Source organism: Dactylosporangium sp. NPDC049140 (assembly GCF_040648435.1).
The window spans coordinates 1-22,885 of record NZ_JBEZDS010000080.1 but is presented as its reverse complement, the minus strand read 5'-3'; the positions used below and the strand labels follow the sequence as shown (position 1 = coordinate 22,885).

Sequence of the window (22,885 nt, the reverse complement as noted above, 5' to 3'; positions counted from 1 at the left end):
TCAATGAACCGATCAGGTGTGAATGCGCCGGCCATGCCCGGCCGGCGCCTCGGTTCTGGAGGGAGCCGGCCTTGCCGCAGCTTCGGCATCGACGTCTGCTCATCACCGCAAGCCTCTCGGTGCTCGCGCTCACGCTCGGCGGAGCGCCCGCAAGCGCCGCGCCGAGCCCCCCGCGCCCGTCCCACGCGTCCGACCGCGCCGCGACCGCACACCGGGCCGGCACGGTCAACAGCCTTGCGCCGGGCGACGACGACGAAGAGGGCTCCAGCGACATCATGGAGCAGGCCGACCAGTGGAACGAGGCCCGCAGCGCGCCCGGGATCGTGGCGCCGGGGGCGTACTCCGCCGCCTGGGCCCAGCTGCAGTCCCTGCCGCGCACCGGCGGGCGCTGGACCGACGAGACCGGGCTGCCGTACAACTCCGACGACCCGCGGTACCGCGACATCAACTCGAACTCGTCCGGCGGCGCGGGCAACGTCACCGGCCGCGTCGTGGGCATGGCCGCCGACGACCGGGGCTACGTGTACGCCGGCTCGGCCAACGGCGGCGTCTGGCGCTCCGCGACCGGCGGCGGCCGGTGGCAGCCGATCTCCGACAAGCTGCCCGCCCCGGCCACCGGCGACCTGCGCCTCGACGGCCGCGGCCGGCTGTGGTTCGCCACCGGCGAGGCCAACACGAGCGCGACGAGCTTCGTGGGCACCGGTGTGTACGTGCTCGCCGACCCGCGCCACGGCGAGTTCCGCACCTCCGACCGCGTCGGCGGTACGGAGCTGGAGAACACCACGATCCGGGCCCTGCGCTTCGGCGGCGACACCGTGTGGGCGGCCACCAGCCGCGGCGTGTGGACGCACTCCACCACCAACCTCAGCGGGCCGTGGCACCTCGAGTTCGCGCCCAACCCGACCTTCCTGCCCGGCGGCGCCGACGCCGGCGATGACGACGCGGCCTACAAGAACATCGCCAACGACGTCGCGATCGACCCGCGCGACCCGTCGAAGGTGGTGCTCGCCATCGGCTGGCGCAGCGGCGACGACTACAACGGCTTCTACGCGAAGACCGCCGGCACCTGGCAGAAGATCACGCTGCCCGGCGACATCGCCAGCGACCCGGACAACGTCGGCGCGGTGACCTTCGGCCGCTCCGCCGACGGCTCGAAGTACTACGCGATCGAGCAGTCCCCGGAGATGCTGGCCACCAACGGCGACAGCAACCTGTACGGCGTGTTCGTGTCGAACAACGGCTCGCCGTTCGGCCCGTGGACCCGGATCGCGGACTACCAGCAGCTGGCCCGCTCCGGCTCGGCGAACACCGCGCCGGGGTACATGCCGGGCATTCAGGCCTGGTACAACCAGTTCGTCCAGGTCGACCCGAAGGACCCGCGGCACCTGTTCATCGGGCTGGAGGAGGTCTTCGAGTCCAAGGACGGCGGGGCGACGTGGACGACGCCCGGGCCGTACTGGAACTTCTCGTTCCCGTGCTGGAGCATCGACCCGTCGAAGCAGACCGGCGACTGCCACCAGACCGTGCACCCCGACCAGCACGCGGCCGCGATCGGCAGCAACGGCGGCCGGTCGTACCTCGCGGTCGGCGACGACGGCGGCATCTACCGCCGGCCGGTGAACGGCAAGGCGGACGCGTCCGGGCACGCCACCGACTGGGTGTCGCTCAACGACGGCAGCATGGACGTGCTGCAGTACTACTCGGTCGGCGTCGGCGCCGACCGGCAGGGGCACAACGCGGGGGTCGCGATCAGCGGCGGCCTGCAGGACAACGGCGAGTCGATCCTGCGCCCCGGCGACAAGGTGATGGGCTCCAACTTCGGCGGCGACGGCGGCGACACCATCGTCGACCCGGACAACGGGTGCAACATCGCGGCCGAGTACGTGTACCTGGCCCTGTCCGTGACGAACAACTGCGCGGTCAACGACGGCTCGTGGACGACCGACCCGAGCAAGGTCTCCAGCCGCAACATCGCCCCGCCCGACAACGCCCTCGGCTCGGCCGGCGCCCGGTTCATCGCCCCGATCGCCGCCGACCCGAAGAACGTCAACAACTGGGTCGCCGGCGGCACGCACGTGTGGATCCAGCACAAGGGCTTCGCCATCCAGTCCGGCGCGGACTGGGTAAACGTGTTCGACCTCGGCGCGGGCCACGTCGCCACCGGTGTCTCCATCTCCGGCGGCATGGTCTACGTCGGCTGGTGCGGCCCCTGCAACAACGTGGGCTTCACCCGCGGCATCGCGGTCGGCAAGGCCGACGGCACCGGCTGGCACCAGCTCACGCTGCCGGTCGACGGGGTCATCCCCAACCGGTACGTCTCGGGCTTCGACGTCGACCCGGCCGACCCCAACCACGTGTTCGTGGCCATGAACGGCTACTCCCGCAAGTGGACCGAGGGTCCCGGCGCCGGCGTCGGGCACGTCTTCGAGTCCCGCGACGCGGGCGCCCACTGGACCGACATCTCGGCCAACCTGCCCGACATCCCGGCCAACGCGCTGAAGGTCCTGTGGGGCGGCGGCCTGGTCGTCGGCACCGACCTCGGCGTGCTGTACCGCGCGCCGGGCCGGACGGACTGGAAGGTCCTCGGCCGCAACCTGCCGACGACCACCACGATGGAGCTGCGCACGGGCCTGTCCGGGCTGCGGCTCTACGCGGCGACCCACGGGCGCGGTGTGCAGTCGTTCGACCTCTGGCAACTGCTGCTGTTCGGCTGAGCCGGAACGTCGGGACCGGGCCGGGGCACAGCGCCCCGGCCCGGTTCGCGCTCGGGCACCCCGGCGGGCCTCAGCGGCGGTGCGCACCGGCCAGGAGACCGCGCAGGTCGTCGAGGATCGGGTCGGCGTAGCCGGCGCGGGTGGCGAGCACGACGGTGCACGGGGCGATGCCGTGCACCGGGACGAAGGTCAGGTCGGGGCGCAGGCCGCCGTTCGGGCCGCCGGGCGGGGCGAGCGTGAGTGCATCGCCCGCGGCGACCAGCTCGAGCTTGTCCTCGACCGTCGCCGCCGTCGGGCCGTCGGGGGCCGAGGCGCCGCCGGGGCGCGGGTCGAGGCGCCAGAACGCGTCGAGTTCGGGGTCCGGGTGGCGTACCAGCGGCTCGTGCGCGAAATCGTCGAGCGTGACCGACGCCCGCCCGGCCAGGCGGTGCCCCGCCGGCACGACGAGCACGCGCTGCTGCTCGCCGAGCACCGTGACCGCCAGCCGCGCGGTCCGGAACGGCAGGCGGGCCACCACCGCGTCGACCCGGCGGTCGAGCAGCGCCGGGTGCACGTCGGTCTGGCCGAGGTGCCGCGCGTGCACCGACGCGCGCGGGTGCCGGCGGCGCAGCTCCCGGACCGCCGCGGTGACGGCCAGGTTGCCGGTGTACCCGAGGCGCAGCGCCCCGGGCTCGGCGGCGGCCCGGGCCCGGTGCGCCGCCCGCTCGGCGTCGTGCAGCAGCGCCCGGGCCTCGGGCAGGTAGGCCTCCCCGGCAGTGGTCAGCCGGCTGCCGCGGCTCGTGCGCGCGAACAGTCGCACCCCGAGCTCGCGCTCGAGGCGCTGAATCTGCCGGCTCAGCGCCGGCTGGGCGGTGTGCAGCGCGGCCGCGGCGCGGTGGAAGTTGCCGTGCTCCGCGACGACGGTGAAGGAGCGGACCAGCCGCAGGTCGACGTCCACCGGATGCACGGTACCCCCGATGCCCGGGCGGCATCACGCGATGAGCATCCGGTCTTGGACGCCAGGCCCGCCGCGAACCTAGCGTGGCCGCATGAGCACACGCACCGCACTGATCACCGGCGGTACCAGCGGCATCGGCCTGTCCACCGCGGCCCTGCTGCACCGCACCGGCCACCGGGTCGCCGTCACCGGCAGCACCCCCGAGTCCGTCGCCGCGGCCCGGCGGGAGCTGCCCGCCGACGCGCTCGTGCTGCGGGCCGACGCCCGCTCGCTCGCCGACGCCGACCGGGTGGCGTCCGCGGTCCGCGACGCCTTCGGCGCACTGGACGTGCTGTTCCTCAACGCCGGCATCGTGCGCGGGCGGCCGATCGCCGAATACGACGAGGCCACCTTCGACGACCTGGTCGCGGTGAACTTCAAGGGCCAGTTCTTCACGCTGCAGAAGGTCCTGCCGCTGCTCAACGACGGCGCGAGCGTCATCTTCACCGTGGGCATCGGCGCGACCCGCGGTGTCGGCGCCGGCTCGGCGGCGGCGGCGAGCCGGGGCGCGCTGCTGGCTTTGGTGCCGTCGCTGGCCCTCGAGCTCGCCCCGCGCCGCATCCGCGTGAACGCCGTCAGCCCGGGCGCGATCGAGACGGGGATCTGGTCGAAACTCGGCGTCCCGCCCGAGGCCCGCGCGGCGCTCGCCGCGCAGACCCCGCTGGGCCGGCTCGGCTCGAGCGAGGAGATCGCCGAGGCGGTCGCGTTCCTCGCCTCGCCGGGCGCCGCCTACATCACCGGCGAGAACCTCGTCGTCGCGGGCGGCGCGGGCCTGCGCGCCTGAGCCTCGGCGGCCGGCCCGGCCCCGCTCAGCCGTTGCTGTAGACGCGGGCCGGGTCGATGAGCACGGCCGTGCGGTGCTGCTCGGCCATCACCCGGTCGTACTCGTCCCAGTCCTCGTGGTCGCCGCCCGCCGCCTTGAAGACCTCGCGCAGCAGCAGTCGCAGGCGATCGGCGTCGACGCCGTCCGCCGGGTCGTCCGGGCCGATCAGGGTCGCGGTGCCCTCCAGCGTCGCCCACTCCCAGCCCGCCCGGGCCGTCACCGTCACGCGGGGCCGGGCGCGCAGGTTGCCCAGCTTCACCTTCCCGTAGGTGACGAAGGCGAGCGCGGGCGCGCCGGTGAGCGGGTGGGCCAGGGCGCCCGCGTTCACCACCGAGGCCTGGACCGTGCCGTCCGCGCGGACCGTCGAGACCACCACGAGGCCGTGCTCCCGCGCGGCCAGCGCGGCAAACTCATCCAGCGTTGTCATGGCAGAGAACTTACGCGCGGTGTGGTCGGCAGCTCGTCGAAGATGAGCACCGTCTCGGTCGAGGTGATCTCGGGCATGCCCTGCAGGCGGGTCAGCACCAGCTCGCGCAGCGAGGTCGTGTCGCGGGTGCGCACGAGCAGCACCAGGTCGTGCGAGCCCGACACGAGCGCGGCGTGGTCGACCTCCGGCATCGCGAGGATGCGCGCCTGGACCGCCTTCCACGAGTGCTGGCTGATGTTGACGTACACGTAGGCGGCGACGCCCAGGCCGTACCGCTGCGGATCGATGGTCGCCGTGTAGCCGGTGATCACGCCGTCGTGCTCGAGGCGCTGCACGCGCGCGTAGACGTTGGCCCGCGAGATGTGCAGGGCCTCGGCCAGGGTGCGCATCGACGCCCGGCCGTCGGCCCGCAGCGCCTCGACGATGCGCCGGTCCACCTCATCCAGCTGAGCCATCCGTCTCCCCAAGCGGCGCATCCGAGCAAAAGCAGGTCCATTCGTCTCCAAATGTAGTCCTGCGCTGGACCAATGGCCGCAGAGGGGCCGATGATGCTGGACATCCCACCTGGTGGAAGGAAACCCCGTGACCACCATCGAGGCGCTGCTGCCGAGCGACACCCCGCTCGGCCTGATCGACGCCGACGGCCACCGCCGCGCCGGCGCGAGCCTGCCAGAGAACGAGACACTGCTGGAGCTGTACCGCCGGATGACGGTCGGCCGCCGCTTCGACGCCCAGGCGACGGCGCTCACCAAGCAGGGCCGCCTCGCGGTGTACCCGTCCTCGCACGGCCAGGAGGCGTGCCAGATCGGCGCCGTGCTCGCGCTGCGCGAGCAGGACTGGCTCTTCCCGACGTACCGCGACTCCGTGGCGATCGTCTCCCGCGCCGTCCCGCCGGTCGAGGTGCTCTCCCTGCTGCGCGGCGACTGGCACTGCGGCTACGACCCGTACGCGTACCGCGTCGCCCCGCAGTGCACCCCGCTGGCCACCAACACCCTGCACGCCGTCGGCCTCGGGCACGCGGCGCGGCTCAAGGGCGAGGACCAGGTCGCCCTGGTGCTGCTCGGCGACGGGGCCACCAGCGAGGGCGACACGCACGAGGCGCTGAACTTCGCCGCGGTGTGGAAGGCGCCGGTGGTGTTCCTGGTGCAGAACAACGGCTACGCGATCAGCGTGCCGCTGTCCAAGCAGACCGCCGCGCCGACGCTGGCGCACAAGGGCGTCGGGTACGGCATGCGCTCCCGGCTCGTCGACGGCAACGACGCGGCCGCGGTCCACGCGGTGGTACGCGAGGCGATCGAGCACGCCGCCGCGGGGGAGGGCCCGACGCTCATCGAGGCGCTCACCTACCGCATCGAGGCGCACACGAACGCCGACGACGCCAGCCGCTACCGCGACTCCGACGAGGTCCGGGCGTGGCTCGAGCGCGATCCGATCAAGCGCCTGCGGGTGTACCTGCACGACGCCGGCCTCCTCGACGACGCCACCGAGGCCGGGTTCGCCGAGCAGGCCGAGCGGTTCGCGGCGGACGTCCGCGAGGCGATGAACGCCGACGCCGTGGTCGACCCCGCGGAGCTGTTCGAGCACGTGTACGCGACCCCGACCCCGGCGCTGCTCGCGCAGCGGGCCGAGCTCATGGCCGAACTCGACGAGGAGGCACGGGCATGACCGGTCCGGAGCGAAGCGGAGGGGCCGGGCATCATGGGCTCAGCTCGGAGGTCGTGCGGCCGGAGCGAAGCGGAGGGCGCATGACCGGTCCGGAGCGAAGCGGAGGGGCCGGGCATCATGGGCTCAGCTCGGAGGTCGTGCGGCCGGAGCGAAGCGGAGGCCGCATGACGAACATGGTGGAGCGGCCGACCACGGTCAGCCTGGCCGGGGCGCTCAACGCCGCCCTGGCCGACGCGCTCGCCGACGACCCCCGGGTGCTCGTGTTCGGCGAGGACGTGGGCCCCCTCGGCGGCGTGTTCCGCGTCACCGACGGGCTCGCGGCCAAGTTCGGCGACGGCCGGGTCTTCGACACCCCGCTGGCCGAGTCCGGGATCGTCGGCACCGCGATCGGCATGGCGATGAACGGCCTGGTGCCCGTCGTCGAGATGCAGTTCGACGCGTTCGCGTACCCGGCCTTCGAGCAGATCACCAGTCACCTGGCGAAGCTGCGCAACCGGACCCGCGGCAAGGTGGGCCTGCCGATCGTCGTGCGGGTGCCGTACGGCGGCGGGATCGGCGGCGTCGAGCACCACTGCGACTCGTCCGAGGCGTACTACACGCACACCCCGGGCCTGCGGGTCGTCACGCCCGGCACGCCGTCGGACGCGTACCGGCTGCTGCGCCAGGCGATCGCCTGCCCCGACCCGGTCATCTTCCTGGAGCCGAAGCGGCGGTACTGGTCCAAGGAGACCGAGCCGCTCACCGTCGACGGGCCGGCGATCGACCGCGCCCTCGTGCGGCGCCCGGGCCGGGACGTGACCGTCGTCGCCTACGGCGGCATGGTCGCCACCGCGCTCGAGGCGGCCGACGCGGCCGTCGCGGAGGGCTGGGACCTCGAGGTCATCGACCTGCGCAGCCTCTCGCCGTTCGACGACGCCACCGTCACCGCCTCCGTGCGCCGCACCGGCCGCGTCGTGGTCGTGCACGAGGCCGCGCGGTTCGGCGGGTACGGCGCCGAGGTCGTCGCCCGCCTGCAGGAGCAGTGCTTCCACTACCTGCAGGCGCCGATCCTGCGCGTGACGGGGCTGGACATCCCCTATCCGCCGCCGCACCTCGAGCAGCACCACCTGCCCAACCCCGACCGCATCCTCGACGCCGTCGCCAAGCTGCAGTGGGACGACCATGCCTGACTTTCTCCTGCCCGATCTCGGCGAGGGCCTCACCGAGGCCGAGGTGCTCACCTGGATGGTCCGCGTCGGCGATACCGTGCGCGTCGACCAGCCCGTCGTCGAGGTCGAGACGGCCAAGGCGGCGGTCGAGGTGCCGGTTCCCTTCGCCGGTACCGTCACCGCTCTGCACGCCCCGCCGGGCACCGTGGTCCGGGTCGGCGCGCCGCTGATCACGGTCGAGCCGGTCGAGGGCCTCCAGGAGCCGGGCGTCGTCAGCGGCAACGTGCTCATCGGCTACGGCACCACGACCGAGACCCGCCGCAGCCGCCGCGGCCCCCGCCGGGCCCAGACCGTGCCGCACGGCGGCGGGCCTGTGCCGCACGGCGGCGGGCCTGTGCCGCACGGCGGCGGTCCCGTGCGGGTCATCTCGCCCCTGGTCCGGCGGATCGCGCGCGAGGGCGGGCTCGACCTGCGGACCGTCGTCGGCACCGGCCCCGAGGGGCTGATCCGGCGCGCCGACGTCGAGAAGGCCCTTGTAGACGTCGAGAAGGCGCTTGTACCGGCCGAGCCGGGGGAGACCCGCATCCCGCTCAAGGGCGTGCGCGGCGCCGTGGCCGAGAAGCTCAGCCGGTCGCGCCGCGAGATCCCCGAGGCCACCGTGTGGGTCGACGTCGACGCCACCGAGTTCCTCGCGGCCCGCGCCGCGCTCAACGCCGCCGCGCCGCAGCGGCCGGTCAGCCTGCTCGCACTGCTGTCCCGGTTCGCGCTGCTGGGCCTGGCCCGCCACCCCGAGCTCAACGCCCGCGTCGAGCGGGACGAGATCGTCATACCGCAGCACGTACACCTGGGATTTGCCGCGCAGACGGACCGCGGCCTGGTCGTTCCCGTCGTCCGCGACGCCCACCGGATGCCGACCCGCGCCCTGTCGGCCGCCATCGCCGAGCGCACCGCGGCCGCCCGGGCCGGCACCCTCGCGCCGGCCGCGCTGACCGGCGGCACGTTCACCGTCAACAACTACGGCGTCTTCGGCGTCGACGGCTCCGCCGCGATCATCAACCACCCGGAGGTCGCGATCCTCGGCATCGGCCGGATCATCGACCGGCCGTGGGTGGTCGGCGGCGAGCTCACCGTGCGCAAGGTCAGCCAGCTCACCCTCGCGTTCGACCACCGGGCCTGCGACGGCGGCGCGGCGGGCGGCTTCCTGCGTTACGTCGCCGACTGCGTCGAGTCCCCGCTGACGGCGCTCGGCGACCTGTAGAGCGTTCGTGGCCCGCGGGGCTGAGCGCGACCTGTAGATCCTTTTGCGGTGGCGTCGGCGCTGCTAGCGTCGCGGGCATGAGCAGCGCCCTGCCGGACCGGGCTCGCGTCGTCGTCATCGGCGGTGGCGTCATCGGGGCCAGCGTCGCCTACCACCTGGCCCGGCTCGGCTGGACCGACCTGGTCCTCGTCGAGCAGGGGCGGCTGTCCAGCGGCACCACCTGGCACGCGGCCGGCCTCGTCGGGCAGCTGCGCGCGACCGAGAGCGGCACCCGGCTCGTGCAGTACTCCGCGCAGCTGTACAGCGAGCTGGAGGCCGAGACCGGGCTCGGCACCGGCTTCAAGCGGTGCGGCGGCGTCACCGTCGCCCGCACCCCCGACCGGATGGTCCAGCTCGAGCGCACCGCCGCGTCCGCCGCCGCCTACGACCTCGAGTGCGAGCTCATCGGCCCCGCGCGGGCGCGGGAGCTGTACCCGATCCTGGCCACCGAGGACCTCGTCGGGGCGATCTGGCTGCCGGGCGACGGTACCGCCAACCCCACCGACGTCACGAACTCCCTCGCGAAGGGCGCCCGCGACCGCGGCGCGCGGATCGTGCAGGGCGTGCGCGTGCTCGGCGTCGACGTGCGCGACGGCGCCGTCGCCGGGGTGCGCACCGACGCGGGCGACATCGAGGCCGAGGTCGTCGTCAACTGCGCCGGGCAGTGGGCCAAGGCGGTCGGCGCGCTCGCCGGGGTCAACGTGCCGCTGCACTCGGCCGAGCACTTCTACGTGGTCACCGACGCGATCGCCGGCGTGCACCGGATGCTGCCGATCCTGCGCGACCCGGACGGGTACACCTATTTCAAGGAGGAGGTCGGCGGGCTCGTGGTCGGCGGGTTCGAGCCCGAGGCCAAGCCGTGGGTCGCGCCCGACCGGCTGCCGTACCCCTTCGAGTTCCAGCTCCTGCCCGAGGACTGGGACCACTTCGGCATCCTCATGGACAACGCGCAGCTGCGGATTCCGGCGCTGCGGGAGACCGGCATCAAGAAGTTCTACAACGGCCCGGAGAGCTTCACCCCGGACAACCAGTTCATCCTCGGCGAGGCGCCGGAGGTGCGGAACTTCTTCGTCGGCGCGGGCTTCAACTCGGTCGGCATCGCCTCGGCCGGCGGCGCCGGGCGGGCCCTCGCGGAGTGGATCGTGGCCGGCGAGCCGACCAGCGACCTGTCCAGTGTGGACATCCGCCGGTTCGCGCCGTTCCACGGCAACAACCAGTGGCTGCACGACCGGGTCGCCGAGGTGCTCGGGCTGCACTACGAGGTGCCGTGGCCCAACCGCGAGCTGACGTCCGCCCGGCCGTTCCGGCGCTCCCCGGCCCACCACCTGCAGGCGGCCGGGGGCGCCGCCTTCGGCTCGAAGATGGGCTGGGAGCGGGTGAACGTGTTCGCGCCCGCGGGGGTGACGCCTTCGCTGGAGTACACCTGGGGCAAACCGAACTGGCTCGCGTGGTCGGCCGCCGAGCAGCGCGCGACCCGGGAGGCGGCGGCGCTGTTCGACCAGACGTCCTTCGGCAAGCTGCTCATCGCCGGCCGCGACGCCGAGGAGCTGCTGCAGTGGCTGTGCACCGCCGACGTCGCGGTGCCGACCGGCCGTGCGGTGTACACCGGCCTGCTCAACGCCCGCGGCGGCTACGAGTCCGACGTGACCGTCACCCGGCTGGCGCGTGACGAGTACCTGCTGGTGACCAGCTCCGGCTCGGTGGAGCGCGACCGCGACTGGATCCGCCGGCACACGGGCGAGCGGCACGTCACCGTCACCGACGTCACCTCCGCCTACGCCGTCTACGGGGTGATGGGGCCGCGGTCGCGCGCGCTGCTCCAGTCGCTGACGCGGGCCGACCTGTCCGACGCCGCGTTCCCGTTCGCGACCAGCCGGGAGATCGACCTCGGCCACGCCACCGTGCGCGCGACCCGCATCACCTACGTCGGCGAGCTGGGCTGGGAGCTGTACGTCCCGGCCGAGTTCGCCGCCGGCGTCTACGAGCGGCTGCTGGAGACCGGCATCGCGCCGGCCGGCTACTACACGATCAACTCGCTGCGCCTGGAGAAGGGGTACCGCGCCTGGGGCCCCGACCTGAACCCGGACACGAACCCGGTCGAGGCGGGGCTGCTGTTCGCCTGCAAGCTGCGCTCGGACACCCCGTTCCTGGGCCGCGCCGCCGTCGAGCGGGCCAAGGCCGAGGGCCCGGCCCGCCGCCTGGTCTCCCTCGTCGCCGGCGACCCGGACGTCATGATGTGGGGTGGCGAGCTGGTCCGGCGCGACGGGCGCCCGGTCGGCCAGGTCACCTCGGCGGCCTGGGGCGAGACGCTTGGCGCGTGCGTGGCCCTGGCGTACGTCACGGCCTGGGAGGGCGGGGCCTTCGAGATCAACGTCGGCGGCCGGCTCGTGCCCGCGACGGTACACCGGCGCCCGCCCTTCGACCCGGCGGGAGAGCGGATCAAGGTTTAGCGCGGCCCCGGCCCCGCCCGCCGGTCACCGGCGGACGGCGACGGCGTGGAAGCGGTGCGGCGGGTCGTCGTAGCTGACGAGCTGCCAGCCGGTGCGGCCGGTGACGGCGCGCAGCACCGGCTCGGCGAGCGGCTCGTCGGGGCGCAGGGTGCGGCCGTGGCGGGCGGCGAGCGCGGCCCGGCCGGAGGGGTGGAAGAGCACGAGCCGTCCACCGGCCCGGGTCACCCGGGCGAGCTCGGCGAGCCCGGCGGCGGGATCGGGCAGGTGGGTGATGAGGCCGGCGGCGAAGATCGCGTCGAGGCCGGCGTCGGCGAACGGCAGCCGGCGGGCGTCGGCGAGCAGGAGGGTCGCGGCGCAGGTGCGGGCGCGGTCGCGGGCGGCGTCGAGCATCTGCGGGGTGAGGTCGGCGCCGAGGACGGTGCCGTGCGCGCCGACCGCGTCGCGGAGGGCGGGCAGGGCGCGGCCGGTGCCGCAGCCGAGGTCGAGCACGGCGCCGCCGGGTCGCAGGCCGGCCTCGGCGACCGCGGCCGCGTAGGCGGGTCCGTCGTCGCCGAACCTCGTGTCCCAGGTGGCGGCGCGGGCGGCGAAGAACGCCTGGGACTCGGTGCGGTACCACACGTCGCCGGGGACGAGCCGCGGGTCGAGGTGGCGGATCACCGGCCAGGCGCGGTCGTGCAGGTCGACGACGGCATCGGCGTCCTCGCCGCGGTATTCGCCGGACGCGGCGGCGGGCGGCGTGCGGACCCAGACGGTCAGGTCCCAGGAGTCCGACGGGAGCCGGTCGCGCCAGCGGCCCCCGTCGGCGATGACCACGCGGCCGGCGGAGCGGACCGCCCATCCGTCGTCCTCGGCGACGCCCGCGGCCGCGGTGAGCCGGACGCAGTGCCGGTCGGCGGCGTGCAGCCGTTCCGCGAGCCGGTCGGCCAGCAGCGCGGCGGCGCTGTCGGTGCCGTCGACCACGACCCGCGCGGCCCGTTCGGGCAGCGCGGCGGCGAGATGGTCGAGCACCGTGGCCCACCGCCGATCATGCTCTGCTGCGTCGCGTACCGGTCCGGCGGCCATGTACCCATGATGCAGATGCGGCGCCCGTACCGCTACACCACGCCGAGGATGCGGCCTGATCGGTGGGTAGGAGGCCGCAAGTGCGGCGCGGTACGGTGATGGCCGTGACGGTCTTTCGGATCGGCGAGGCGGCCGAACTGCTCGGGGTGAGCGTGGACACCGTGCGGCGGTGGGTCGACGCCGGCCGGCTCCAGGCGGGCCGCGACGAGCACGGCCACCGCACGATCGACGGCGTCGAGCTCGCCGGTTTCGTCCGCACCCAGGGCGTGGAGCCCGACGGGCGGTCCGAGACGTCGGCGCGCAACCGGCTGCGGGGAATCGTCACCGCGGTGGTGAAGGACACGGTCATGGCCCAGGTCGACATCCAGGCCGGGCCGTTCCGGCTGGTGTCGCTGATGAGCCGCGAGGCCGTCGACGAGCTCGATCTGCAGGTCGGGTCGGTCGCGGTGGCAGTGATCAAGTCGACCACGGTGGTGGTGGAGCGGTCCACCCCGGCCGGGGCACATAGAGGGAGGACCACGTGAGACTGCATCGCGCACGCACCACGCTGACCGCAGTCGCGGCGGCGGCGCTGCTGACCGTGACCGGCTGCGGCAGCGACAAGACCGACACCCCCGCCGCCGGGACCGGGACCACGGGCGCAACGAGTGCCGCCGCGCCGAGCGTGACCGGCACCGTGAACGTGTTCGCGGCGGCGTCGCTGACCGAGACGTTCACCAAGCTCGGCAAGGACTTCGAGGCCGCGAACCCGGGCGCGACGGTGAAGTTCAGCTTCGGCGGCAGCTCGACCCTCGCCACCCAGATCAACCAGGGCGCGCCGGCGGACGTGTTCGCCTCCGCGGCGCCGACCAACATGAAGACCGTCACCGACGCCGGCAACGGCGACGGCACCCCGACGACGTTCGTGAAGAACCAGCTCGTGATCGCCGTGGCGAAGGGCAACCCGAAGGCGGTCAAGGGCCTGGCCGACCTGACCAAGCCCGGGGTCAAGGTGGCGCTGTGCGCCGAGGCGGTCCCGTGCGGCGCGGCGGCGAAGAAGGCGCTCGACGCCGCCGGCGTGAAGCTGACCCCGGTCACGCTCGAGCAGGACGTCAAGGCGGCCCTGTCGAAGGTGAAGCTCGGCGAGGTCGACGCCGCGCTCGTGTACCGCACCGACGCCAAGGTCGCCACCGCGGGCGTCGAGGGCATCGAGTTCCCGGAGTCGGCGGGGGCGATCAACGAGTACCCGATCGTCGCGCTCAAGGCGGCCAAGAACGCGGCCGGGGCGAAGGCGTTCATCGCGTACGTGCTGTCGGACAAGGGCAAGACGGTCCTGACCGAGGCCGGCTTCCAGGCCCCGTGACCACGGACGACGAGGCGGGACACCGCGACACCGCGCCGCCCCGCCGGGGTACCCCGGGCCGGCAGGCGCCGCTCGGCCTGTTGCTGCCCGCCACGCTCGGCCTGGCGTTCCTGGTCCTGCCGCTGGCCGGGCTGCTCATCCGGGCGCCGTGGAGCACGCTGCCCCAGCGGCTCGCCACCCCTGGGCTGCTGACCGCGCTGCGGCTGTCGCTGCAGTGCGCGACCCTCGCCACGGTGCTGTGCCTCCTGCTGGGCGTACCGCTGGCGTGGCTGCTCGCCCGGGTCGAGTTCCCGGGCCGGCGGCTGGTCCGGGCGTTCGTCACCGTCCCGCTGGTGCTCCCGCCGGTCGTCGGCGGGGTGGCGCTCCTGCTCGTGTTCGGCCGCCGGGGCCTGCTCGGCGAGTGGCTCGACACGACGTTCGGGTTCACGCTGCCGTTCACCACCACCGGCGTCGTCGTGGCCGAGGCGTTCGTGGCGATGCCGTTCCTCATCATCGCCGTCGAGGGGGCACTGCGCGGGGCCGACCGCCGCTACGAGGAGGCCGCCGCCACGCTCGGCGCCGGGCGCTGGACCACGTTCACCCACGTGACCCTGCCGCTGGTCGCGCCGGGCGTCGCCGCCGGGGCGATCCTGTGCTGGGCCCGCGCGCTCGGCGAGTTCGGCGCCACGATCACCTTCGCCGGGAACTATCCCGGTATCACCCAGACCATGCCCCTCGCCGTGTACCAGACCCTCGAGAGCGGCGACCTGGACGCCGCCATCGTGCTCAGCCTCATCCTGCTCACCGTCTCCGTGGCCATCCTCGCCGGGCTGCGCGACCGCTGGATCGGCAGCACGTGACAGGCGGCCCGGACCCGGCGATGCTCGACGCGCACCTGGTCGTCGACCGGGGCACGTTCCGCCTCGACATCGCGCTGACCATCGAGGCCGGGGAGGTCGTCGCGCTGCTCGGCCCGAACGGGGCCGGCAAGACCACCGCCCTGCGTGCCCTCGCCGGCCTGCAACCGCTCACCGGCGGCCACCTCACCCTCGCCGGCGCCGACCTGGACCGGCCCGCGCGCCGGGTGTGGACGCCGCCGGAGCGCCGCCCGATCGGCGTGGTGTTCCAGGACTACCTGCTCTTTCCGCACCTGACCGCCGCGGACAACGTCGCGTTCGGCCCCCGCCGGCGCGGCGCCGACCGGCGCACCGCCCACGCCACCGCCGAGGCGTGGCTGGCCCGGGTCGGGCTCGGCGACTACGGCCGCCGCCGACCCCGGCAGCTCTCCGGCGGCCAGGCCCAGCGGGTCGCGCTGGCCCGGGCCCTCGCCGTGGACCCGACCCTGCTGCTGCTCGACGAACCCCTCGCCGCGCTCGACGCCCGCACCCGCCTGGACACCCGCGCCGAGCTGCACCGGCACCTGGCCGCCCACCCGGGCGCCACGCTGCTGGTGACCCACGACCCGCTCGATGCGCTCGTCCTGGCCGACCGGCTCGTCATCGTGGAGGACGGCCACGTCGTGCAGGAGGGCGACGCCGCCACCGTCACCGCCCGGCCGCGCACCGACTACGTCGCCCGGCTCGTCGGGCTCAACCTGTACCGCGGCCGCGCCGACGGCCACACCGTCCGGCTCGCCGACGGGTTCGCCCTCACCTGCGACGACCGGGTCGACGGCGACGCGTTCGTCGTGTTCCGCCCCGCCGCCGTCGCCCTGCACCCGAGCCGGCCCGACGGCAGTCCCCGCAACACGTGGCCGGCCACCATCACCGGCATCCAGCGGCACGGCGACAACCTGCGCGTCCAGCTGGACGGGCCGATCGCCGCGGCCGCCGACGTCACCCCGGCCGCCGCCGCGCACCTGCACCTGGCCCCGGGGGAGCAGGTGTGGGCCGCGGTCAAGGCGATCGAGACCCACGCCTACCCGGCCTGATCCGCTACGGCAGCGCCACGCTGACCTCGGTCGACTTCACCAGCACCACCACCCGGGCGCCGGCGGCGAGCCCGAGGTCCTCCGCCGCGTTCCGCGTGATCACCGCGGTCGCCGCCCCGGAAGCTTGCCCACCTCCGTCGCCGTCCCGGACGCCGGGACGCGGCGCCCCTCCCCACCGTAGGCAATCGGCGGCGCCCCGGCGGCACGAACGGCCGGTCGGGTCAGTGGCGCCCGATGAGCACGGCCGCGTCGAGGAGGCGATGCCAGTCGAGCTCCGACGGCTCCCGGTCCGTCAGCGCGGCCATGCCGGCCATCGCGCGCAGCAGCCGATCCGGGGGCGGCAGGCGCTCGGCCTCCCTCCGGAAGCGGGGCGAGCGCGCGAACTGCACCAGGGACTCGGGCAGCGCCGGCTCGGGCGCCTCGTCGTCGCCCTCGACCAGGTCCACGACGAGGCGCAGCCCCAGGGCGGCCGCGAGACTGTTCACAGTGGACAGTGTCGGGTTGCCCCGCCCGTTCTCCAGGTTGGCGATGTACGGCACCGACAGCCCGGCCTCGGCGGCCACGGACGCGATCGTGCGCCCCGCCGCCGTGCGCCGGGTGCGCAGCCGGCCGCCCAGATCCTCTATCTCCACAGAACACATATTGCCACGAATGTTTCCATGGGAATAGTGTCCGGGTCGTGCTCCTCGGCAACCGGCAGTTCCGGCGCCTGTGGGCCGCCTCGGCCGTCGACTCGCTCGGCTCGTGGCTGCTCGTGATGGCCGTACCGCTGCACGTCTTCGCCCTCACCGGCTCGGCGATGTCGACCGGCCTGGCGCTGGCCGTGCAGGCGGCCCCGGCGGTGCTGGTCGGACCCTGGGCCGGCGCCGTCGTCGACCGCCGGTCCCGCCGGACGGTCCTCGTGGTGGCCAACCTCGCCGGCGCCGCCGCGGTGGCCCTGATGGCCCTGGGGACCACGCCCGGCCGCCTCGGCTTCGTGTACCTGGGCCTGGCCCTGGAGAACGTCGCCGTCTGCTTCCTGGGACCCGCGCTCGCCGCGGTGACGCCCACGGTCGTGGACCCGGCCGACCTGCCCGCGGCGAACGCGCTCTCGGCCGCCACCGCCAGCACCCTGCGGATGCTCGGGCCGCTGGCCGGCACCCTCCTGGTCGAGGCGGGCCGGTTCCGCACGGTCGTGCTGATCGACGCCGCGACCTACCTCGCCGCCGCGGCCGTCATCGGTACCGTCGCCATCCCGCGCACGCCCCGGCCGGCCCGCGCCGCCGCCGGGCCGTCCCTCGTCCTGCGCGTGCCGCTGCTGCGCGGCCTGCTGGTCACGAGCTGGCTCTACTGGACGGCGAACGCCGCGCTCACCGCCCTGCTGGTGCCGTTCATCGCGACCCGGCTGCACGGCCCGGACCGCGCGCTGGGCTACCTCGTCGCCGGTCTGGGCCTCGGCTACCTGGCCGGCTCCGCGCTCAGCGGGGTGCTCATCGAGCGGTTCGCGACCCGCACCATTCTGGTCGCGGCCTACGCCGCCGTCGGCGGGTGCTTCCTCGTCATGTTCACCACGACCGCGCTCCCGGTGGCGCTCGCCGCCGTGACCGCCGCCGGTGTGCCCGGCGCCGTGGCGAAGGTCGTCACCGGCTATCGGGTGCAGACGGGCAGCGAGGACGCGGTGCGGGGCCGGGCCGCGGCCGCCTTCTACACCAGCGACTGCGTGGCCGCGGTGGCCGGCGCGCTGCTGGGGCCGGCGATCGCGGCGCTCACCGGCCTGGTCGTGGCGCTGCCGCTGCTGAGCGCGGTCGTGCTCGCCACGGCGGGCCTGGCGGTGATACTGCTGCCGGCCCCCACCGGTCGAGAATGGCCGGCACGGCGGTGAACCGTTCACGGTCGTGGGCGCTACCAAGCAGCAGAGGGAGGTGGGCGGGTGGGCGGCGACGAGGAGCTGCTGCGGCTGGTGGCGGCCGGCGACGCGGCCGCGCTCGCCCGGCTCTACGAACGGCATGCCGGGCCGCTGTACGGCTATCTGCTCCGCCTCGCCGGGGACCGGATGACCGCCGAGGAGATCCTGCAGGACACGATGCTCGCGGTCTGGCGGTCGGCCGGCGCCTTCGAGGGCCGCGCGAAGGTGAGCACGTGGCTGTTCGGGGTCGCCCGCCGCCAGGCGCACAACCGGCTGCGCGGGCGGCCCGGCCCTGAGCCCGTCGGCGGGGACCTGCCCGAGCGGGCGGACCAGAGCGCCGGGCCGGAGGAGCTGGCGATCGCGGCGGCCGGCGGCACGCCCGCGGCCGCGGCCGTCGACCGGCTGCCGGAGCACCACCGGGACGTCATCGCGCTCGTGTTCGTGGCCGGGCTCCCGCTCGCCGACGTCGCGGACGTGCTCGGGATCCCGGTCGGGACGGTGAAGAGCCGGCTGTACCACGCGCGGGCCGCCATCGCCGCGGCGCTGATCGCCCAGGAGGTGCCCGAATGAAGGACTGGCTGCCCGCGTACGCCGCCGGGTCGCTGCGCCCGGAGGACCGCGAGCGCGTCGGCGCCCACCTGGCGGGCTGCCCCCGCTGCCGGGCCGAGCTCGCCTCCTGGCGGGCGATCGCGGACTCGTTGCGACCGGCCCCGGACGCGGAGGTCCCGGTCCCGGACGCGGCCCGGCTGGTGCGCACGGTGCTCACCCGCAGCGCCCTCGACCGGCCGCCCGAACGGCGCACCGGACGCCTCCCCGCCGGCCTGGTACTCGCCGAGGCGCGGCTGATCCGCCTCGCCGTGCCCATCGCCTCGGCGCTGGTACTGGCGCTCGGGGTGGCGATCGTCCTGGCCCAGGGCGGCGCCGAGCTCGTGCTGTCGCTCGTCGCGCCGATCGTCGCCGCGGCGGGGGTGGCCGGCACCTACCGCTCCCGCCGCGACCCGGCCGCCGAGCTCGTCGCGGCCACCCCCACGTCCGGCCGGATGCTGCTGCTCGTGCGTATCGCGCTGGTGTTCGGCTACGACCTCGTCCTCGCGCTCGGCGCCTCGGCCGCGCTGAGCGCCGCCGGCGCGACCGGAACGGCCGGCCTCGACGCGCTCGTGGGGGCCTGGCTCGGGCCGATGGCGCTGCTGTCCGCGCTCGGGCTGCTCGTCGCCGTGTGGTTCGGGCCCGACATCGCGCTCGGCGCCGCCGTGGGCGTGTGGGTGATCCGGGTGCTGGCGGGCGGCATGCTCGCGGGCGGCGCCCTGGCCCGCGACGCGTGGCCGGCCCGGCTCGTCGTGGCGGTCTGGTCGACGAACGCGCCCGTGCTCACGGCGAGCGCCGCGATCGCGGTGGCCGCGATGGTCGTCGCGGGGCGGGCCGGCTCGTTCGCCGGCGAGCCGTGAGGCGCCGATCGATCCGGCTCGCCCGGCGGTGAACCCATAGACCCGTGAGGCGCTACCCATCCGGTGTGAGACCACTGACTCTCTGGCGGTACGAGGCGCGCCGGGCCGGCTGGACCGCCGCGCTCGGGCCGCCCGTCGCCGTCGCGCTCGGCGTGGCCGCCGCGCTCGCGAACCCGCTCCCGGGCGACGCCAACACCGCACGCGTCCTGCTCGGCGCCCTCGAGATGGCGGTCCCGCTCGCGGCCGGGGTCGCCTGTGCCTCGCTCGTCGGCCGGGACGCGGCGGTGGAGCTGCAGCTGACGGCGCCCACCGCGTACCGGGTCACGTTGCTGCGGCGCATGGCCGTCACGCTCGCCTGGACCGCCGCCGTCGCCGGGGCCATGGCCGTCGCGCTGATCGTGACCGGCTGGTGGGCGCGCTGGCCGGCCAACCACGGTGCGCTCGTCGGGCAGCTGACCTGGGTGGCGCCGACGGCCGGGCTGAGCGGCCTCGGGTTCGCGGCGGGCGCGGTGCTGCGCAGCCCGGGCGCGGCCGGGGCCCTCGTCAGCACGGTGTGGGCGGTGCAGCAGTTCTTCGGCGCCGCCGCGCAGGAAACACGGCCGGGGCGGCTGCTGTACCTGTTCGCGACGACCCGCGGCGCGGTGCCCGGCGACTGGGCCGCGAACCGGCTCGTCCTGCTCGGCGCCGGGGCCGGGCTCGTCGCGCTCGCCGTGCTCCTGCTCGGGCGGGCCGAGCGACTCGTCCACGGGGAGGACGCATGATGCCCAGCCTGCGGTACGAGTTCCGGATGCAGCTCGCCAAGCGCTCCGTGTGGATCGTGCCCGCGCTCTCTGTCGTGCTGTTCCTGCTCATCGGCGGCAGCCTGCTGCGCGACCTGTTCGACCCCAACGAGCGCCCGCCGCTGGCGCGCACCGCCGTGGTCGGGCTGGCCCTGCAGCTCCACGCGCTGCTGTCGATCGGGTTCGGCTGCCTGCTCGCCGACCGGTTCGTGCGCGACGACCGGCTGCGGGTGGCGCCCATCCTCGACGCCACCCCGGCCGCGCCCGGGGCGCGGCTCGTGGGCAAGTACCTCGGCGCCGCCGCCGCGACGGCGATCCCGATCCTCGTGGTGTACCTCGGTTTCGCCACCGCCTACGCCGTGGGCGTCGGCGGCCCGGTCGCGCTCGCGTGGGCCCTGGCCGCGATCGGCGTCGTGTTCGTCCCCGGGCTGCTGTTCGTGGCCGCCTTCGCGCTGGTGGTGCCGCTGGTCATGCCCGCGCCGCTGTTCCGCGTGCTGTTCACCGGCTACTGGCTCTGGGGCAACCTGGCCGCGCCCGAGCTGATGCCCACGCTCTCGGGGACGCTCGTGCACCCGCTCGGCGGGTACGCCCTCGAGGCCCTGCTCGCCTTCCACGGCATCGACGGCGAGCAGGACCTGGCCGGCCCCGTGCCCGGCGCGGCGCTGAACTTCCTGCGCCCTGACCCGGACCCGGCGACGGCGGGGCTGTCCATCGCCGTGCTGCTCGTCCTCGCCGCCGCGGCCCTGGCCGGCGGCCATGCACTGCGCGAACGCCGAATCCGCTGACCACCGAGGGACCTTGCATGCGTATCGAGATAGAACGGCTGACCAAGACGTACCACGGTGGGGTGGCCGCCCTCGACGGCCTCGACCTCGTCGTGCCGACCGGCATGTTCGGGCTGCTCGGGGCCAACGGCGCCGGCAAGACCACGCTCATGCGCATCCTCGCCGGCATCGTGCGCCCGTCGTCCGGCCGCGTGACCGTGGGCGGGCACGACCTCGGCGACGGGGCGGGGCGCACCGCGGTGCAGCGCGAGCTCGGCTACCTGCCGCAGGACCTCGGCGTGTACCCGGACCTGACGGCCCGCCAGTTCCTGGACTACGTGGCGCTGCTCAAGGGCCTCGACGACCGTGCGGCCCGGCGCCGGCGGGTCGGCGAGCTGCTGGAGGTCGTGGCGCTGACCGAGCACGCCGACCGGCGGCTGCGCGGCTTCTCCGGCGGCATGCGCCAGCGGGTCGGCATCGCCCAGGCGCTGCTCGCCGACCCGCGGCTGCTCATCGTCGACGAGCCGACCGCGGGCCTCGACCCGGAGGAGCGGATCCGGTTCCGCACGCTGCTGTCGCAGTTCGCGGGCCGGCGCACGGTGCTGCTGAGCACGCACATCGTCGACGACATCGCGCAGACCTGCCGGGAGGTCGCGGTGCTGGCCAAGGGGCGGCTCATCTTCCGCGGCACGGTCGGCGACCTGACCCGGCGCGCCGAGGGCCGCGTGTGGTCGCTCGTCACCGACGGCCCGCCGCCCGCCGACGGCACCATCGTGTCCGCGATCCCGCAGGAGGGCGGCGTCCGGTACCGCATCGTCGCCCCCGCCGCCCCGAGCCCGCAGGCCCTGCCGGTGGAGCCGGGCCTCGAGGACGGCTACCTGGCGGTGACCGCCCGCTGAGCCTCTTGCGCCGCCCCGGATGCGGGTGCAACACTGCCTCGCATGCGATCGATAGTATACGACGATCGCCTGACCTGGGGAGATGGCGTGGATCGACTCGAGGGGTTCCAGACGAAGGCCGATGTCGTCTACGACCGCCTCCGCCAGGCCATCCTCTCCGGCGAGCTGCGCCCGGGCGCCCGCATCAACATCGACGCCCTGTCGCGCTCGCTCGGCATCAGCAAGATCCCGCTGCGCGAGGCGGTCCAGCGGCTCACCGGCCAGGGCCTCGTCGTGCAGCCCAACCCGCACGCCGGCGCCCACGTCGCGCCGCTGTCCCTGCGCGAGATGCGCGGGGTCTACCTGGCCCGTGGCGCGATGGAGGGCCTGGCCGCCCGGGTCGCCGCGACCACGATCGCCGACGCCGAGCTGGCCGAGTTGCAGGAGATGCACGAGCAGATGCGCTTCCAGTTCGAGCGGGGGCGGCTCGGCCCGATGTCGGAGCTCAACCGGCGGTTCCACACCGGGATCGCCACCGCCACCCGGTACGCGACGCTGCGCGAGATGACCGACCTCGCGCTGCTGCGCGTGCAGCACTACCGCATCGGCGTGCGCGTCGACCCGGCCTGGGGCCAGGTCATGACCGAGCACGCGGCGATCCTCGACGCGCTGCGCCGCCGCGACCCGGACGACGCCGAGCGCGCCGCGCGTGACCACGTGGAGTGGCAGCTCGGCGTGGAGTTGCGGGCGCACCTCGACCCGGAGCTCATCGACCTCGACGACGACCACCCGAGCGTCGGCACCGGGGCGGTGGAGCCGTGAGCGCTCCCAAGGGCCTGTCCGACCGTACGTTCGGCTTCCTGCTGACCCTCCCGGCGCTCGCGCTGCTGGGCGCCGTGGTGCTCTACCCGCTCGCCGGGGCGCTGAGCACCAGCCTGTTCCGGCAGAGCCTGGTGCTCCCGGGCCGTTCGTTCGTCGGCCTGGGGAACTTCCGGGACGTGCTGGCGCAGAACTTCTGGCCGGTGCTGCAGAACACCCTGGTGTTCACGGTCGCCTCGACGGTGGTGCCGGTGGTCCTCGGCTTCGCCCTGGCCCTGGCGCTGAACTCGCGCATCCGCGGCCGCGCGGTGCTGCGGGGCCTGTTCCTGATGCCGTGGGTCATCCCGGGCGTGGTGGTCTCGTTCGTCTGGCTGTGGATTTTCAACGCGAACTATGGGCTGCTCAACGGGTTGCTCACGACGCTGCATCTGGTGGATGAGCCGGTGTCGTGGTTGGGGCAGCCGGGTACGGCGATGGCGGCGATCGTGGTGGCCAAGTCGTG

24 protein-coding genes are annotated in these 22,885 nt (G+C 74.6%); 18 read left to right on the top strand and 6 right to left on the bottom strand.

Annotated features, from left to right (window positions below):
• Positions 1–71: 71 nt before the first annotated feature.
• Positions 72–2,714, top strand: coding sequence for a glycosyl hydrolase (locus AB0B76_RS55495; RefSeq protein ID WP_360393457.1), 2,643 nt, complete (start codon positions 72–74; stop codon positions 2,712–2,714).
• Between the two features lie 70 nt (positions 2,715–2,784).
• On the opposite strand, the gene AB0B76_RS55490 is transcribed toward AB0B76_RS55495, so the two are convergent.
• A complete protein-coding gene (locus tag AB0B76_RS55490) occupies positions 2,785–3,651 on the bottom strand; it encodes a LysR substrate-binding domain-containing protein (protein WP_360393454.1) in 867 nt (288 codons plus the stop codon).
• A 91-nt stretch (positions 3,652–3,742) separates the two neighbouring features.
• Between AB0B76_RS55490 and AB0B76_RS55485 the strand changes: the two genes are divergently transcribed.
• Positions 3,743–4,474, top strand: a complete 732-nt coding sequence (locus AB0B76_RS55485; RefSeq protein ID WP_360393452.1) for an SDR family oxidoreductase — start codon at positions 3,743–3,745, stop codon at positions 4,472–4,474.
• A 25-nt stretch (positions 4,475–4,499) separates the two neighbouring features.
• Here the strand turns inward: AB0B76_RS55485 and AB0B76_RS55480 are convergent, their stop codons facing one another.
• Together AB0B76_RS55480 and AB0B76_RS55475 are read right to left on the bottom strand one after the other, a co-directional pair.
• Entirely contained in the window at positions 4,500–4,940 is a 441-nt protein-coding gene (locus tag AB0B76_RS55480; RefSeq protein WP_360393449.1) for a TIGR03618 family F420-dependent PPOX class oxidoreductase, read from the bottom strand.
• The gene (locus tag AB0B76_RS55475) at positions 4,937–5,395 is read right to left on the bottom strand and encodes an Lrp/AsnC family transcriptional regulator (RefSeq protein WP_360393447.1); all 459 of its coding nucleotides are present in this window, start codon (positions 5,393–5,395) and stop codon (positions 4,937–4,939) included. Before AB0B76_RS55475 ends, AB0B76_RS55480 begins: the two co-directional genes overlap by 4 nt.
• A 127-nt stretch (positions 5,396–5,522) precedes the next feature.
• Between AB0B76_RS55475 and pdhA the strand changes: the two genes are divergently transcribed.
• The 4 genes from pdhA to AB0B76_RS55455 all read left to right on the top strand — a co-directional run bounded on the left by pdhA (position 5,523) and on the right by AB0B76_RS55455 (position 11,500).
• On the top strand, positions 5,523–6,605 hold the full coding sequence (gene pdhA, locus AB0B76_RS55470) for a pyruvate dehydrogenase (acetyl-transferring) E1 component subunit alpha (RefSeq protein WP_360393444.1): 1,083 nt from the start codon (positions 5,523–5,525) through the stop codon (positions 6,603–6,605).
• A 173-nt stretch (positions 6,606–6,778) separates the two neighbouring features.
• Positions 6,779–7,774, top strand: coding sequence for a transketolase C-terminal domain-containing protein (locus AB0B76_RS55465; protein ID WP_360393478.1), 996 nt, complete (start codon positions 6,779–6,781; stop codon positions 7,772–7,774).
• Positions 7,767–9,011, top strand: coding sequence for a dihydrolipoamide acetyltransferase family protein (locus tag AB0B76_RS55460; protein WP_360393442.1), 1,245 nt, complete (start codon positions 7,767–7,769; stop codon positions 9,009–9,011). The genes AB0B76_RS55465 and AB0B76_RS55460 overlap by 8 nt, the downstream gene beginning before the upstream one ends.
• 77 nt (positions 9,012–9,088) lie before the next feature.
• Positions 9,089–11,500 carry an FAD-dependent oxidoreductase gene (locus tag AB0B76_RS55455; protein ID WP_360393440.1) on the top strand — a complete coding sequence of 804 codons (2,412 nt, stop codon included), beginning with the start codon at positions 9,089–9,091 and terminating at the stop codon, positions 11,498–11,500.
• A 24-nt stretch (positions 11,501–11,524) separates the two neighbouring features.
• Here AB0B76_RS55455 and AB0B76_RS55450 read toward each other — a convergent pair whose 3' ends face one another.
• Positions 11,525–12,562, bottom strand: coding sequence for a class I SAM-dependent methyltransferase (locus tag AB0B76_RS55450; protein ID WP_360393436.1), 1,038 nt, complete (start codon positions 12,560–12,562; stop codon positions 11,525–11,527).
• 104 nt (positions 12,563–12,666) lie between these two features.
• On the opposite strand from AB0B76_RS55450, the gene AB0B76_RS55445 reads away from it, so the two are divergent.
• The 4 genes from AB0B76_RS55445 (at position 12,667) to AB0B76_RS55430 (ending at position 15,813) form a co-directional block, all read left to right on the top strand.
• Positions 12,667–13,086 carry a TOBE domain-containing protein gene (locus AB0B76_RS55445; protein WP_360393434.1) on the top strand — a complete coding sequence of 140 codons (420 nt, stop codon included), beginning with the start codon at positions 12,667–12,669 and terminating at the stop codon, positions 13,084–13,086.
• Entirely contained in the window at positions 13,083–13,904 is an 822-nt protein-coding gene (gene modA, locus AB0B76_RS55440; protein WP_360393431.1) for a molybdate ABC transporter substrate-binding protein, read from the top strand. Before AB0B76_RS55445 ends, modA begins: the two co-directional genes overlap by 4 nt.
• A 77-nt stretch (positions 13,905–13,981) precedes the next feature.
• Positions 13,982–14,743, top strand: a complete 762-nt coding sequence (locus AB0B76_RS55435) for an ABC transporter permease (RefSeq protein ID WP_360393475.1) — start codon at positions 13,982–13,984, stop codon at positions 14,741–14,743.
• Positions 14,744–14,763: 20 nt separating this feature from the next.
• Positions 14,764–15,813 (top strand): ABC transporter ATP-binding protein, encoded by a 1,050-nt coding sequence (locus AB0B76_RS55430; protein ID WP_360393472.1) that lies wholly within the window; start codon positions 14,764–14,766, stop codon positions 15,811–15,813.
• A gap of 4 nt (positions 15,814–15,817) precedes the next feature.
• On the opposite strand, the gene AB0B76_RS55425 is transcribed toward AB0B76_RS55430, so the two are convergent.
• Together AB0B76_RS55425 and AB0B76_RS55420 are read right to left on the bottom strand one after the other, a co-directional pair.
• A complete protein-coding gene (locus AB0B76_RS55425; RefSeq protein ID WP_360393428.1) occupies positions 15,818–15,916 on the bottom strand; it encodes a TOBE domain-containing protein in 99 nt (32 codons plus the stop codon).
• Between the two features lie 118 nt (positions 15,917–16,034).
• Positions 16,035–16,445 (bottom strand): helix-turn-helix domain-containing protein, encoded by a 411-nt coding sequence (locus tag AB0B76_RS55420; protein ID WP_360393425.1) that lies wholly within the window; start codon positions 16,443–16,445, stop codon positions 16,035–16,037.
• 47 nt (positions 16,446–16,492) lie between these two features.
• Here AB0B76_RS55420 and AB0B76_RS55415 point away from each other — a divergent pair, with 47 nt between their 5' ends.
• The 8 genes from AB0B76_RS55415 to AB0B76_RS55380 form a co-directional block, all read left to right on the top strand.
• Complete coding sequence (locus AB0B76_RS55415; RefSeq protein ID WP_360393422.1) at positions 16,493–17,674, top strand: MFS transporter; 1,182 nt, start codon at positions 16,493–16,495, stop codon at positions 17,672–17,674.
• A gap of 48 nt (positions 17,675–17,722) precedes the next feature.
• A complete protein-coding gene (locus AB0B76_RS55410; RefSeq protein ID WP_360393419.1) occupies positions 17,723–18,268 on the top strand; it encodes a sigma-70 family RNA polymerase sigma factor in 546 nt (181 codons plus the stop codon).
• Positions 18,265–19,143 (top strand): zf-HC2 domain-containing protein, encoded by an 879-nt coding sequence (locus AB0B76_RS55405; protein WP_360393416.1) that lies wholly within the window; start codon positions 18,265–18,267, stop codon positions 19,141–19,143. Before AB0B76_RS55410 ends, AB0B76_RS55405 begins: the two co-directional genes overlap by 4 nt.
• 65 nt (positions 19,144–19,208) lie before the next feature.
• The gene (locus AB0B76_RS55400) at positions 19,209–19,904 is read left to right on the top strand and encodes a hypothetical protein (protein ID WP_360393413.1); all 696 of its coding nucleotides are present in this window, start codon (positions 19,209–19,211) and stop codon (positions 19,902–19,904) included.
• Positions 19,901–20,707, top strand: coding sequence for a hypothetical protein (locus tag AB0B76_RS55395; protein ID WP_360393411.1), 807 nt, complete (start codon positions 19,901–19,903; stop codon positions 20,705–20,707). Before AB0B76_RS55400 ends, AB0B76_RS55395 begins: the two co-directional genes overlap by 4 nt.
• A 17-nt stretch (positions 20,708–20,724) precedes the next feature.
• Positions 20,725–21,585 carry an ATP-binding cassette domain-containing protein gene (locus AB0B76_RS55390; protein ID WP_360393409.1) on the top strand — a complete coding sequence of 287 codons (861 nt, stop codon included), beginning with the start codon at positions 20,725–20,727 and terminating at the stop codon, positions 21,583–21,585.
• A gap of 87 nt (positions 21,586–21,672) precedes the next feature.
• Positions 21,673–22,386 (top strand): GntR family transcriptional regulator, encoded by a 714-nt coding sequence (locus AB0B76_RS55385; RefSeq protein ID WP_360393406.1) that lies wholly within the window; start codon positions 21,673–21,675, stop codon positions 22,384–22,386.
• The coding region (locus AB0B76_RS55380; RefSeq protein ID WP_360393404.1) for a sugar ABC transporter permease at positions 22,383–22,885 on the top strand (503 nt) is incomplete at its 3' end. The genes AB0B76_RS55385 and AB0B76_RS55380, both read left to right, overlap by 4 nt.